Below are 14,503 nucleotides of genomic sequence, written 5' to 3'. Positions count from 1 at the left end.
CATCAGTCGGTGCATTGAATGAGCAGCTTAGCTAAGTTCAGATAGTGGGTCTGTCTAACCTGCCCCAAGCAAAAGACATGGTCGTTTTTAAACGCCAGCTCTAGCTTTTATATGAAAATGCAACAAAAAAAGAAGCAGAGGCTGACCTCTGCTTCTTTCGTTTGTTGCTGTTCCTGCTACTTATTGAATAATCTTCTGTTGCTTATTCAACAGATGCCGCTACTGCTCTTCTACTGTTTTTCCTAAATCTGCAGGAAAGCGGTCAATCTTGCGCTTGCTCATTCTGCTTGTTCTTGCTGCAGTTCCTATGACAGCCCTGACTATATGTTCCGTTCCTGCACTCGCGCTCGCTTACAAGCGAGCAATATTGAACTCAAACGCTAGCGTTTGATTGGCAGGAATAAGATACTCGCCGTGGACTGGTGCGCCCCAGCTGTCGTCGCCGCCGACGCCCATTTGTCTGCCCGCTACCGTTACAACGGTATAATGCACGTTCGGCAGCTCATAATGGTGATTTGCGCTTTCCAGCTCAAATGCCGTGTAAGGAGAAATATTGCATTCGACTGGCTGCGTGGCAGGAGCCGTGATCCGAATGCCCTGCGCATAATCGTTGCTAATGCTCACGCGGCGGACGCCGGTACGGTTACCGGACTCCTGCGGAACGACATAGCCCGAGACGTTATCGGCTGCATCATTTTGGAATTCGCCAAGTCGCGCCCCAAACGCACGGTCGATATAGTTCTCGCTTGGTCCCATTGCGTACCAATCCAAGTGGTGATAATCCGCTGGCACCTTGAACGATAACGCAAAAATCGGAAGCTTCGGAAGGCCTTCTGCCCCCTCGTAGCGCACTTTCACATTTAAGCTGCCATCTGCAAATACGGTATAAGCAGCCGTAACGACAACCTCCGCGCTAATGCTCAGGTTATAATTAAACGTAACTGTTGCGCTTCCTTCCTGTTTGGTTAACTCAACGGAAACACATTTGCGCGTCAAGCTTGCTGCAAACCAAGCACCTGAATCAAAGCCGAGAGCGAAACCTTTATCATTGTCTGTCGTTGCCCGCCAGAACAGCGGAGCCGGCGGAATCGCAATCATTTCGCGTCCGGAGTAATTTACAGATGTCAGCGTTCCTGCCTGCTTCGAGAACATAATGCTGAAATCGCGGCCGTGTACGCCGATATTGACGTCACCCTCCACTACTCTTACCGCGCCCGCAGGCTGAGCAGCAGCACGACTTTCCTCCACTAGGAATACATGCTGGCCGAATGAAATCTCATGGCCGGCATCAGCCCACAAGGCAGCTTCGTTCAGGTTCAAAGACACATGCAGCGAATACTCGCCAGACTCCAAAGCAGCCGGAAGCTCAAACGGAACGTAAGCTTCGGATAGTGCAGCTACATCAGCCTTTAGCGATTTTTTAAATATCTCGCGTCCTTCATGATGAAGCTTAACGACCAAATCATAAGCATCTGTACCTGAGAACAAGTTCTCGTTAATCACTTTTACGCCGGTACGATCAGGAATCAGCTTAATGTTCTGGTAGAGGAATTTAACCTCCTGCATTTTCGGAGATTCCTTGCGGTCTGCATAAACAATTCCGTTCGTACAGAAATTGTAATCGGTCGCTCTGTCGTCGAAATCGCCGCCATACGCCAAAAACTCTTTGCCGTAACGGTCTTTCTTGACGATGACCTGATCGATATAATCCCAAATGAAGCCGCCTTGGTACATCGCGTATTTCTGTTCCAGCTCCGTATATTTGTGCATGCCTCCAACGGAATTACCCATCGCATGCATATACTCGCAGCTGATATAAGGCTTTTGCGGGTCCTCATTCAAATATTGCTCAATATCGGCCGGCTTTGCATACATGCGGCTCTCCATATCACTCGTCGCGTCATAGGTCCGGTTATGGAATACGCCCTCGTAATGGACAAGTCTGCTCGGATCTGTCTCCCGGAAATAATTCGATACATTAAGAAGAACCTCACCCGCATAGGCTTCATTGCCGACAGACCAGATTAGAATGGACGGATGGTTTTTGTCCCGTTCCACCATCGAAATCGCGCGATCCATGACGATCGGCTGCCATTCCGGCTTGTTTTCAGGGATATTCCAAGATGGCTCAACCGCGCCCATCTTCTGCCATGAGCCATGGGTTTCAAGATTCATCTCGTCAATGACATAGACACCGTAAATATCGCATAGCTCGTACCACAGCGATTGGTTCGGGTAGTGAGAGGTTCTTACCGCATTCAAATTGTTGCGTTTGATTGTGCGGATATCCCACAGCATATCTTCCTTCGTAATCGACCGACCTCTGCGGCTGTTGAATTCATGGCGGTTCACGCCTTTGAACACAATGCGCTTGCCATTGATATGCATAACTTTATCGATCATTTCGAATGTCCGGAATCCTACTCTTTGAGGGACCGCTTCGACCACATGGCCCACTTGATCATAAAGCGTAACATAAAGCATATACAGGTAAGGCTTCTCGGCACTCCACGGCGTGACAGTCCCTGCATCTACGGATAAAGAAAACTGTTCCCCGCCATCTGGCTGCATGGCAGTCTCAGCGACCGTTAAGCCAGCAGCGTCCTTCAGCTCCAGCTTAATGCTCGAAGGCTTAGCTCCTGCGAGCTTTAAATCTACGCCGATCGTCCCTTTCGTATAAGAGGTGTCCAGCTCAGCATGTACAAACAGGTCCCGCACATGGCTGCTAGGAACCGTATATAAGTAAACATCGCGGAAGATTCCTGAAAAACGCCAAAAATCCTGATCCTCCAGCCAGCTGCCCGTGCTCCGTTGATAGACTTCAACTGCAAGCTTATTTTCCCCTTCTACCATATAAGGGGTAAGGTCAAATTCAGAAGGCGTAAAGCTGTCTTCGCTATAACCAACGAATGTTCCGTTTAACCATAAATAAAAGGCAGATTCTACGCCTTGGAAAGAGATATAGACCGGCTTGCCCTGCATTTGCGCAGGCGCTTGAAAATACTTCACGTAGCTTCCAACTGGATTATGATCCTCCGGAATGGCTGGCGGACGAATATCATTATGGCCGTCCCATGGATACATGGTGTTTACGTATTGAGGCTTGCCAAAGCCCTGTAGTTGAATATGACCGGGTACTTCAATGTTATTCCAGCCATCAACCGGATGCTCCAGCTCGTAAAAGTGCTGTGGACGGTCTGCCGGTTTAACGGAATAGTTGAATTTCCAGTTGCCGTTCAGTGAATGGCGCAGCGACATTGGCGCTTCTGCCACAGCTTCATCGATCGTTTCGTAATAGCGGTGATCAGAGTGTGCCGGTAGCCGGTTCACGGCAAATACGCTTACATCGGTAAGCCAGCTTATTGTAGGCTTCATTTCATTCATTGCATTTTCCCCTTAAAGTTATTTAAAAGTCAGGCGGCTGCGCTACATGTGCACAGCCACCTGACTCTTTTCCGTGCTTATTTGACTGAACCTGTCATGCCCGCTACAAAATGTTTCTGCATTAGGAAAAAGACAAGTGCAGTTGGGATTGTCGAAATGACGATCGCTGTCATGATGATACCATAATCTGGCGTGTAGCTCGACCCCAAATTGGATATGAGCATCGGGATCGTTCTTTTCTCCGGAGATTGCAGCACGATAAGCGGCCACAAATAGTTATTCCAGCTCGACATAAAGGTAATGATGCCGGCTGCGGCATAAGTGGTCTTCATCGTAGGCATGAAAATCCGGAAAAACAGGCTTATCTCATTCAAACCGTCGATACGCCCCGCTTCCAGCAGCTCACGAGGAAACATCTTCGTATTTTGACGGAAGAAGAAAATAAGAAACGCGGTCGTAAACGTCGGCAGCACGACACCCGAAAGTGTATCCAGCCCGATAAAAGGGATGGCTTGCGAAATGCCTGCAAACATTTGGTACAACGGCACCATGATTGCCGCGAACGGGATCATCATGGACAGAAGCAAAATAGTAAATACGACATCCTTTGCTTTGCTTCGGTAAATTTCAAAGCCATAACCAGCAAGCGAAGCAATAACCATTGCAAGGATCGTAGTGGTGACTGAAATTTTAGCCGAGTTCAGCAAGGCCGGGACGATGTCCACCGTGCTGAACAAATTATTTAGATTTTCCAGTAGCTGACTGCCTGGCAGCAGCCTTCCTTTGGTTACGTCAGCCGATTTATTGGTTGCGCTGATTATCATCCAGAGAAATGGAAAGATGGATATGAACGCAGCGACGGTTAGGAATATATAAACGAACACCCGTTTTAGTTTATCCATTTTTATCACCTGCCGCTTTGAACTGAATAAATGCCAATATGATGATCATAATCACGATGGAATAAGAAACGGTTGCTGCATAGCCGAAATCCGCTGAATATTTGAACGAAAGGTTGTAAATATATTGAGAAATGGACATCGATGCATTACCCGGTCCACCCTTAGTGATATTGACGACTTCGTCGAACAACTGCAAGGTACCAATCGTAGAGGTTATGGAAGTAAACAAAATGATTGGTTTGAGTAGCGGTACGGTAATGCCAAAAAATTGTCTCGTGGACGAGGCGCCATCAATTTTCGCGGCTTCGTAGATCGAGTGATCAATATTTTGAAGCGCAGACAAGTAGAAGATCATGTTATAGCCTGTCCAGCGCCATGTGATTGCAATGATAACCGTCACCTTTGCCCAAAACGGATCTGTAATCCACTGAATCGGTGTGCCGATCAGATGAAGATTGGTTAGCATTTTGTTAACCAGACCTTCGGTAGCAAACAGGTATTTGAAAATAACTGAATACGCTACAAGCGAGGTAACAGCCGGCAGGAAGATTGCCGTACGGAAAAACCCTTTGAATTTCAATTTGCTGTCATTAAGCAATACAGAGATAAACATAGCCAAAACAATCATAACCGGTACTTGGATAATTAAGTAAATGAACGTATTTTTAACTGCAGTTAGAAACGTCTTATCGCTAAACAAACGAACGTAGTTGTCAATGCCGACATACGATAAATTCATGCCTTTGCCGGATTTGAACGATAGCAAGAGCGCTTGGATCATCGGATAAAAATAGAACGCCGCAATCAATACGACTGCCAATATGACGAACATCCATCCGGTAATGTTAGCCCTTCTGCGAATATTCACGCCAGGCCTCGCTGCTTTCACGTTAGCCTAACCCCTTTCTTTACGGAAATAAAACCTCGCAGACTCCTCCAGCCCCCGCCCCCGTCCAACAAAGGCTTGGGTTCAGGAGAGGGAGAAGCCCCAGGTTTTATTTAATTGCCGTATGGTCTAATTTATTTTACTTGTGTTTCTGCTTGTGATTGAGCGTCGCTTAGCACCTTGTCGATGTCTTTGCCGCCCATGTAATTTTGCATTTCAACGACTAAAATATCTTCAATCGCATACGTATGCATGCCGTAGTTAACGCTTGGAATTTGCTCTGTCCATTTTGCAAAGTCCTGAATCACGTTTTGGCCGCCGAAGAACTCATCCGCTTGCTTATAAGCGTCGCCAGCTGCTGCCGCTTTCAGTGTGCCAATCGCGCCGATTTCCGTCACAAGCTTTTGGTAAAGATCAACGTCTGAACCAAAAGTTGCTTTCAAGAACTCTGCCGCTGCTTCTTTGCCATCGACGTTCATAACATACCATGAGCTGCCGCCCAAGTTAGAAGCATGAACGGAGTTAGGGTTGCCGCCAAGTTTAGGGAAAGGAACAACCGCCCATTTGCCGGATTGTGATGCTTCCGCTTTTACCGAGGCTGTGATCCAGTTGCCTGTTGGAACGGATGCTACTTCGCCGCTGTTAAATGCGCCTACGAATTGGCTCCAATCCGAAGTTACTTTCACGATATCAGCATTCATTAGCTCTTTGTATGTTTCAAATGCTTCCTTCAGAGCTGCGTTACCTGCAAGATTTGGCGTTGTGCCGTCTTCTTTCAAGTACCATGAGCCTGCGGATTGAATCATCATCCGGATAAGACCTAGATCGTTAGGGTCTTGGGTTAGAAGCGATTTGCCTGTTTTGGCTTTCACTTCTTTACCGATCTCGATAAGCTTCTTCCAGTCGATATCCTGCAGGTCGTCAACTTTAAAACCCGCTTCTTCCAAATAGTCGCTTCTTACATAAAGACCAGCAACACCGGAATCGAAAGGTACGCCGTATTGTTTGCCGTCAAAGCTTGTAGGCCCGATCTTGTAATCGGCAAAGTCGCTAGGCGTAATGAAATCATTTAAAGCAAAAAATGCATCCGGGTAAGCTTGCAGGAAGCTTTGCGCACGGTAATCTTCAATCAATACGATTGTTGGCAAGCTTTTTGTTGTACCAGCATTCAGGCCTGCGTTCAATTTTTGAATAATATCAGCCTGTGCGTTCTCCACGATGTTGACTTTAAGATCAGCATTTTTTGCTTTATAGGCTTCGCTTGCACGTTCCATGGCACCAATGTTAAATGCTTTGTCCCAAGCCCATACTGTAATTTCTTTCGTGCCTGCAGCAGGTGCTTCACCGTTATTTGGTGCATTGTTTTCTTTGCTCGAACATGCCGTAAGAAGCACAAAGCTTGCGAGCGCGACAGCTAGTAATTTCTTCACAATATTCAACCCCTTTTTGATAACTGTAAGCTAATTCTGAAAGCGTTTGCCGGCTAACGATATTCATTATAGCAATTCGTTAAAATGACTCGTTAGCAATATATTTGTGTGGATTTGTCATTCTATTGTTACCTTTCCAGAGGTTATTATGTAATTAGAAATTAATTTGTGAATTGGTACTTTTTTTAGGTCTTATGGAGGGGAAGCCTAATCTTCACCCTGGTACCTTGACCTATATCGCTAACGATTGAGACGCCAAATTCTTCTCCGTACAGCAGAGCGATCCGATCATGCACATTACGAATGCCAATTCCAGAGAAAAAATGACTGGTGCTAATGGAGCTATGGGCCGGATTTTCATGGTCATAACCTTCCATGCCCACCCCATTGTCCACCACCTCGCAAACGAGAGCCTGTTCTTCCCGCGAAATAAGCACGTAAATATGCCCATCATTGCGCTCTTGGAACGCGTGAAAAAACGCATTTTCGATAAATGGCTGGATAATCAGCTTCGGAATATGATAGCCGTAACAGTCGTCCGCGACAAAATAATTGACGACGATCTGCTCGCCATAACGCACATGGTTAATGAATACATAGTTTTTTAAATTAACGAGCTCTTGCGCCACGCTGATGGTCTCGCTAATATTGCTGACCGTATTTTGCAGCAGAGAAATCAAGGAGTTAATTGTAGCGGCAGCCTTCTCCTTGTTGCCCTGTTGAACCAAAATTTTGATGGAAGCAAGCGTATTGTATAGAAAATGGGGATTGATTTGCATCTGCAAAGCGGATAGCTCTGCATTGCGCTGATCCTTCTGCGTCTGAATCAGCTTCTTGATGTAATCGTTCAGCTCATCAAGCATATAGTTGTAAGCCCGGCCAAGCTCCTTAATCTCATAGCTCCCGGAAACCTCGATATAATTATCAAAATGATTTGTCGTAATGCCCGACATTTGCCTAGCGAGCATCGTTAATGATTTCGTCAACCTTCTGGAAATAAGAAAAACAATGATAAGAGCCACAAAAACAATCGCAATGCTGATCAAAGCAATCATTTTAAAATCCACGATGCCTTTAAGCACTTCCTGCTTGTTGATCAGATTAACGAGATAAAAGTCATATACCGGCAAATATTCGGATAATACAAGACTGCTGCTTCCCAGAACATTCACGTCTTTGAAGTTTAGCTTTTGCTCTTCGATCTCCTTGGCGTAGCTCAGCAGTTCCTGTTCCTCTTGCCCGATTAAATCGTGGCGGTTGCTGGAGACGACAACGCCTTTGCTGTCCAAAATGACAACATCGTTGCCCTTGCTTGTAAAACTGGAATAAAATCCTTTAAAGTCGCTTTCTTTGATCGCAAAGTATAGCACGCCATATTGATTGCCGCTCGTTCTCTCCATTAAAGCTCTGGACGCAACAATAACCGGATCATCATGAGATGAACCGGGGATATTTTCAGTATCCAATTGGTAAATCAGCTTCTTGGGCTGGATAAGGGTGTTGACGGTCAAAATGCTATTTCTCAGCTTTTCGAGCGAGCTTGGCCAATAGTAGCTGTCTGTGGAGTGAAATTTTTTATTCACGCCCGAGATGGTCATCGTAACCGGATAAGCGGCAACATTCGATTGAATCCGCTCCATCTGTTGGCTAGCCTGATAGTAACTTGCCAACGAAGAGACCGTGTCCATTTCCGGCTTCGTCAGAAAGCCTTTGATGGCTCCATTTTGCATCACATTGTTCGAAGCGGTTACAACCGAATAATTAAACGATTCGAAATTGGCCTGAATCTGGTTAATAATTTTGGAATTTGTAATGCTGAAGGTATTCATGAACAGCCGCTCGGACATTTGAATCATAAAGATGGAGGTCAGGAGCGACACCGATATAATGCTAATGAACGTAACCATAAACATTTTGATAAACAAGCCGTGGAATTTAAATTTGTCCAAAAAAGCTCTCATCTGCTAATCCCTCTTCTTGCCCATGTATTGTTTTCGATAATGACTTGGCGATAGGCCCGTCAGCTTCTTAAATACTTTAGTGAAATAACTATGGTCCGAATATCCAACCATTCCGCTAATTTCCGAAATGGATGCGGGATCATGCCGCAAGAGGTCCGCCGCCTTCTCAACCCTAATTCTGTTCAAATATTCGCTAAACCCTTCTTTATTATGCGAAGTGAAATAACTCGACAAGTAGGAGGGGTTAAAATGAAAATGTTTGGCCAATTCCGTCAAGCTGAGCGGCTCGGCATAATGCTCGCGTATAAAATGCAGCAGCTGCGTCATATTCGCATTGCTGCCCGCCGTTCCCCTTTTCTGAATAACCTCATCGGCTTTCGCTATAAAGCTTTGCAGCAGCTTGATTGCTTCGCTGGCATGCGTCGTTTCTCCAATGGATTTGAAATAGGCATATTTAGCTTCTTCCAAATGCTTCACATCGGAGTCCTGGCGGCCGAGCAATATCGTAATGTTAAAAATAACATTGCCTAAAAAAGACTTGAATTCAAATACATCAGTAGAATAACGAGAAGCCTTGGCCTGCACATCAGCAAGCAGCTCGCTAAATGCTTCTTCGTACTGTCTTCGGTTCATCCGTTCCGTGAAATCGTTCATATTGAACTGAACCGATTCCTCCCCAATCGGCGGCAGCTCGCTTTGAAGGATGAAATGCTGAGATTGCGGGAGGAAGAAACGATAGGCATTGAGCTTAAGAAAGCCTTCTTTATAGAACGTCCCGAGCTGACTCAGCTCGGAGAACGGCTCGCCAAGCATCCAAGCAAGCTCTGGCAGCTGTTCTCCTGTGCCTGCCGCAAGCTTGCGCGCGATGCCTTTCAGAATATGCTGGTCACGGTTTTCCAAATTAACGAGCATCACTGCCATGCTTGCTTCGGTGGGCAGATGATAAGAGACTGCACTCGGCAATTCCGAAGCGAGCTCGACTGCCATTTTGTCATGCCAATAGGCAGCTTCCTGTATCTCCCTGCCCTTGCCTTGCAGCTGCTTCAAATCAACCCCTAGCAGCCGAAATGCCGCATGCGGAAAAGCTTCTTCAATGACGGAGCTGTTCGTGTCCGCCTCATAGCCTGAAATAAGCTTGTCCAGCACAACTTTCACAGACATGCCGCTTTCCTCCTCCGTCTGTACAAGCTTTAAGGAAGGAATTTTGCGTGCGGTTCGTTTTACGATATCCAGCAGTTGGAAAGCTTCCAGCTTAGGTTTCAAGATATAATCGGCAACGCCGCTTTGAAACGTGGATCTCACATAATCAAATTCACCGAAGCTGCTTAATATAATAACCTCAATTTCCGGGAATCTCGCCTTAATCACGCGAGTCAGCTCCTCGCCGCCCATCACGGGCATCACGATGTCCGTAATGACAATATGCGGCGCGAGGCGATCGATCAGCTCCAGCGCTTCCTTGCCATTGGAAGCCTCACCTACGATTTGAAAACCTTCATGTTCCCAATTGAGCAGGTGCTTGATCCCCTGCCTCACTAATAGTTCATCATCTACGATAAGTACGCGACAAGAAATCAACGTTTCCCAGCCCCCACATTCAATATCCGTTTGCTTGTAAGTGTAGCAGCAAATCATTCCTTATAATAGCTGCGGATAACAATATCCTGATCATAATTGCCGAAGCCTTTGCCGTACAGCGTCAGCCCCCCGCGTCCGCGCGATACATCCTCGGCGCTAATGCGGAACGTCCACTGCGAACGATCCGATGATACATCCTCTATAGTCAGCTCCGAAATTTGCTGTCCGTCGACGAAGCTGCCGCTCTCGTTGATGCGCAAAACCTTCATTAACCCGTATTGATTGACATCCGAGTGCCACCACTCCGGCGAGAGCCTGCCTCTAAAACTGCCGAAATCGCCAGGGCTTGTCCATATGCCCATGGATTTGTCATTGATCGTAAACTCAATATCTGAGGGCCAGTTCTCATTGATGTGAGGAGCCTCAGAGCCAATCTCCAGCGAAATTTCAATTTCGCTCACCACTTGGTCCTTGAAAAGGTAATTGGGTATCTTATATTCAACAAAGCCTCTTGCAAACCAAAGAATGCCTGCCTGAACACGCTCCGGATCTAAAAAGTAAGTCGGGTTATCATACTGTCCAATCATTTTGTCTTTAGTCGCTATGCCACAGGTTGGCGCAGCCTCAAAATCGGTGTAGTGACCGACCGGAATGGATACTTCGGTAAATTTTCTAGTTTGAGGCTTCGCTTGCGATAAACGAATTTGCAGGTATTCCGTAGAAAGCGAGCAGTATTTATAGGTACCGCCGTTTACTCTTTTCATGCGATAACCAACTAGCCCTGCCTTTTGAAGCTTGTTGACATGGGTGCTCACGATTGCACTGCTTAAATACAGCGTAGCGGCCAGTTCTTTAATATGCATCTCTTTTGTATATAATAAATCGATAATTTGCAAGCGCACTTCACTGGCTAATGCTTCATACACACGAAGCGACTGCGCATCGGTCGTTAAATACATCGTTAGTCTCCCATTCTTAGAATTAGCAATTTAGCTAATCCTATCTCAATTCATTCGCTGCGTATTGCTTGTATTTATATATTATGATAAATATGATATTAGAAATCAACAACATAAGAATTAATAATTTCATTAATTCAATCACAGGAGGATTGTTTGTTATGTCTATGAAATCAACCATGCTTATCGATAAGAACTTTACGGTGTCCGAAGTTGATCCTCGGCTCTACGGCTCGTTCATCGAGCATCTTGGCCGTGCTGTTTACGGAGGCATTTATGAGCCAGGCCACAAGACAGCTGATGAGAACGGCTTTCGCCGCGATGCGCTTGAAGCCATTCGTTCCTTGCAGGTTCCTATTATACGCTACCCGGGAGGAAACTTCGTATCCGGCTACAACTGGGAAGATGGCGTTGGCCCGAAGGCAGAACGGAGACGGCTGCTTGACCTTGCTTGGTGGACGACGGAAACCAATGAAATGGGCACCAATGAATTTGCGGATTGGGCAAAGCTCGTTGGCTCAGAGGTCATGATGGCTGTCAATCTCGGTACACGCGGGGTCGATGCCGCCAGAAACCTCGTTGAATATTGCAACCATCCATCCGGCTCTTATTACAGCGATCTCCGGATCTCGCATGGCTATAAAGATCCGCATAAATTCAAAACCTGGTGTTTAGGCAATGAGATGGATGGCCCATGGCAAATCGGGGCAAAAACAGCCGTAGAATACGGTCGCCTAGCTAATGAGACGGCCAAGGCTATGCGCTGGGTCGATCCAACGATTGAGCTTGTTGCTTGCGGCAGCTCCTCCAGCGGCATGAGTACCTTTGCGGACTGGGAAGCAACCGTGCTCGACCTCACGTACGAGCAAGTGGATTTCCTCTCCCTGCATACCTATTACAATAACAATGAGCAGGATTCATCCAACTTCCTTGCCAAATCGTTAGACATGGATCAGTTCATTTACAGCGTAACCGCGATTTGCGATTATGTGAAGGCAAAGAAACGGAGCAAGAAAAAGCTTATGCTCTCGCTTGATGAGTGGAACGTCTGGAACTCTATCGGCAGCAGCCGTGCGGACGAACGCTGGCAGATCGCTCCGCCTGAATTCGAGGATGTGTATACCCTAGAGGATGCCCTGGCGGTAGGCTGCTTCATCATTACCCTGCTCAAGCATGCCGACCGTGTAAAAATGGCTTGTATTGCGCAGTTAATTAACGTTATTGCACCGATTATGACTGAAAACGGCGGCCCTCTTTGGCTGCAGACGACTTATTATCCCTATATGCATGCTTCCATTTATGGCAGAGGAACTGTGCTTCACCCGATTACCTCTTCGCCGAAATACGACTCGAAGGACTTCACGGATGTCCCTTACCTCGAAGCAATCAGCGTGTTTAATGAGGAGCAAGGCGAAATTACCGTCTTTGCGGTCAACCGCCATTTAACGGAAGGCCTGGACCTTGACGTTGACGTTCGCAGCTTTGGCGAGGTTAGCATCATCGAGCATCTGGTGTTGGAACATGCGGATCTGAAAGCCGTGAACACAAAATCAAATCCGAATGAGGTTACGCCTCATAATCGTGGCAATGCGCAAGCCGATAACGGATCCGTGAAAGCCGTGCTAGGCAAGGCTTCTTGGAACGTCATCCGGCTGCAAATCAAAAAATAGTTAAACCGATTTCAAGCGGAAGCTTATCGAAGTTAGCAAAAACCGCAGGAGCACATGCTCCTGCGGTTTTTTTTCATACGCCTTGCATAACTAAGATAGAGCGGCCATTCGAATCCACTGAATCGCTACGGGCTGCTCCTCCGCCCGGAGAATAAGCTTTTGCAGGCCAGCCGCCTGCATTTGGCTCTGAATGCGCACGCTCTGCCACTGGTCGCTCTCCAACTGCCGGGCTCCAATAAAGGTATCATTTAGCGAAGCCATCACCCTTGCGCCTTCCCGTCCTCGAACGAGCAGCTCAAGCTCAATGGCTAACGGTGCTTTATCTACCGTAAATTCGTAAGCAACCCAATCAGTGGGAGCGAGCTGAACATACAGACGCTCATCCGTTTGCCACTCCTCTCCCTTCATATGCTGAAAGTTCGGCGTTTCTCTCATACTGTCCACAAAGCGAATATCCACCCCGTCACCGCTGCGAAAACCAATATTTCCGGCCGCACGACCGCTAATACCGTAGCTGATTCCTTCTCCTTTATAACCGTAAAAAATAGCCGGCACTGTCACTGTCGCCCTGCGGAACAACGCATGGACAACCTCCGGACGATAGGTACAGTTCTCGATTCGTATGTGATCCAGATAGGTCCATAAAATGCGTTCTGCCGCTTCTGCGCTTGGCTTCGCCCCGCCCTGCATAAAGTCAATAAGCTGCTGCCAGTTCTCTGGCATATTAACCGAGCATGGGGAGTTCGTACAGTCCAGCTTCTTCCACGTCCAGAAATTCCATGAAATATCGTGATCCTCATACAAGCGGAAAGCACCTGTAAACCAATCGCAGTTGTTTTCCCCGCCTTCGCCCATAAAGATCGGAAAGTCCAGCTCCTCGCGCTTGTCCAAAAACGGCTGGATGCTCTCCGTATCCGGATTGTTCCAATACTTATGAAACTGCAGCATGAGGTTGTCATCGAGCCGTTCGTCGAAGATAGACCAATCCGTCGCCCAATGCGCGCCTTCCAAGATAATCATATGCCGCGGGTCCACTTCCCGAATGGCCGAGATGATGTCCTTGTACAGCGGCATAATTTGCCCGTTATACTGCGCGAACCAGTTGGGAAGCGGTTCATTCAGCAGATCGTAACCCGCAACAATCCATTCGTCTTTGTAACGCTCGGCAAGCGCTCTCCATAAATCAACCGTCAGCTGCTTATTTTGTTCGTTTAGAAACAGCTCCGGCAGATCATTCGCGGAATCGTCAATATTTGTCCCCGTCTGCCCCCCAGGTGCTCCGTGCAAATCCAAGATGACATAAAGAGAATGAGTCCGGCACCAGTCAATGACACGGTCAATTAGCGCCAAGCGGTTTTCTTTGATTCGCAAAACAACGCCGTCCTCGATTAGAAATCTGGCGTTAATCGGCACGCGCACCGAATTAAAACCTTCGGCCGCAATTCGCTCAATGTCCGCTTCCGCCGTATAACGGTCATAATAAAGCTCCCAGAATTCATCAGCTTTCGTCTCGCCGATTAATTCGCTAATCATTCGCTCGATTCGCCTCGGGCGGTCCCCTTCATCAGGAAATCGCCACATATAGCCCTCGGGCAGCAGCCAGCTTCCAAAGCCGACACCTCGCAGCAAAATTTCTTTCCCGTCGCCATTGACTACTTTTTTGCCCGCTGCTTTTAGAAATCCAGTTACCTCTTGATTTTTGTCCATGTCCGTCCCTAGCCACCCTTTCTCTA

Annotated in this window: 9 protein-coding genes; 1 reads left to right on the top strand and 8 read right to left on the bottom strand. The window is 47.1% G+C overall.

The window, feature by feature from the left end; all coding sequences use genetic code 11:
* Positions 1-351: 351 nt before the first annotated feature.
* The 7 genes from lacZ to FJQ58_RS25365 form a co-directional block, all read right to left on the bottom strand.
* Complete coding sequence (gene lacZ / locus FJQ58_RS25395) at positions 352-3,384, bottom strand: beta-galactosidase, LacZ type (RefSeq protein ID WP_139997586.1); 3,033 nt, start codon at positions 3,382-3,384, stop codon at positions 352-354.
* 77 nt (positions 3,385-3,461) lie between these two features.
* Complete coding sequence (locus tag FJQ58_RS25390; protein ID WP_139997584.1) at positions 3,462-4,286, bottom strand: carbohydrate ABC transporter permease; 825 nt, start codon at positions 4,284-4,286, stop codon at positions 3,462-3,464.
* The gene (locus FJQ58_RS25385; RefSeq protein WP_140000077.1) at positions 4,279-5,118 is read right to left on the bottom strand and encodes a carbohydrate ABC transporter permease; all 840 of its coding nucleotides are present in this window, start codon (positions 5,116-5,118) and stop codon (positions 4,279-4,281) included. Before FJQ58_RS25385 ends, FJQ58_RS25390 begins: the two co-directional genes overlap by 8 nt.
* 188 nt (positions 5,119-5,306) lie before the next feature.
* Entirely contained in the window at positions 5,307-6,602 is a 1,296-nt protein-coding gene (locus FJQ58_RS25380; RefSeq protein ID WP_139997582.1) for an ABC transporter substrate-binding protein, read from the bottom strand.
* Positions 6,603-6,787: 185 nt separating this feature from the next.
* Positions 6,788-8,563, bottom strand: a complete 1,776-nt coding sequence (locus FJQ58_RS25375; protein WP_139997580.1) for a sensor histidine kinase — start codon at positions 8,561-8,563, stop codon at positions 6,788-6,790.
* Positions 8,564-8,566: 3 nt separating this feature from the next.
* Positions 8,567-10,141 (bottom strand): response regulator transcription factor, encoded by a 1,575-nt coding sequence (locus FJQ58_RS25370; protein WP_338016166.1) that lies wholly within the window; start codon positions 10,139-10,141, stop codon positions 8,567-8,569.
* A gap of 53 nt (positions 10,142-10,194) precedes the next feature.
* Complete coding sequence (locus FJQ58_RS25365) at positions 10,195-11,100, bottom strand: ArsR/SmtB family transcription factor (RefSeq protein ID WP_139997576.1); 906 nt, start codon at positions 11,098-11,100, stop codon at positions 10,195-10,197.
* 161 nt (positions 11,101-11,261) lie between these two features.
* Between FJQ58_RS25365 and arfA the strand changes: the two genes are divergently transcribed.
* Positions 11,262-12,770, top strand: a complete 1,509-nt coding sequence (gene arfA, locus FJQ58_RS25360; protein WP_139997575.1) for an arabinosylfuranosidase ArfA — start codon at positions 11,262-11,264, stop codon at positions 12,768-12,770.
* 90 nt (positions 12,771-12,860) lie between these two features.
* Here arfA and FJQ58_RS25355 read toward each other — a convergent pair whose 3' ends face one another.
* A complete protein-coding gene (locus FJQ58_RS25355) occupies positions 12,861-14,477 on the bottom strand; it encodes a glycoside hydrolase family 5 protein (RefSeq protein ID WP_139997573.1) in 1,617 nt (538 codons plus the stop codon).
* Positions 14,478-14,503 lie beyond the last annotated feature (26 nt).

This window comes from Paenibacillus paridis, assembly GCF_006345825.1.
GTDB lineage: Bacteria > Bacillota > Bacilli > Paenibacillales > Paenibacillaceae > Pristimantibacillus > Pristimantibacillus paridis.
Note: the sequence above shows the minus strand (reverse complement) of the source record. Positions and strands in the feature narration are given on the sequence as shown.

Coding starts and splice junctions, on each gene's coding strand:
- lacZ (WP_139997586.1), bottom strand. CDS start 3,384: ATGAATGAAATGAAGCCTACAATAAGCTGGCTTACCGATGTAAGCGTA.
- FJQ58_RS25390 (WP_139997584.1), bottom strand. CDS start 4,286: ATGGATAAACTAAAACGGGTGTTCGTTTATATATTCCTAACCGTCGCT.
- FJQ58_RS25385 (WP_140000077.1), bottom strand. CDS start 5,118: ATGTTCGTCATATTGGCAGTCGTATTGATTGCGGCGTTCTATTTTTAT.
- FJQ58_RS25375 (WP_139997580.1), bottom strand. CDS start 8,563: ATGAGAGCTTTTTTGGACAAATTTAAATTCCACGGCTTGTTTATCAAA.
- FJQ58_RS25365 (WP_139997576.1), bottom strand. CDS start 11,100: ATGTATTTAACGACCGATGCGCAGTCGCTTCGTGTGTATGAAGCATTA.
- arfA (WP_139997575.1), top strand. CDS start 11,262: ATGTCTATGAAATCAACCATGCTTATCGATAAGAACTTTACGGTGTCC.
- FJQ58_RS25355 (WP_139997573.1), bottom strand. CDS start 14,477: ATGGACAAAAATCAAGAGGTAACTGGATTTCTAAAAGCAGCGGGCAAA.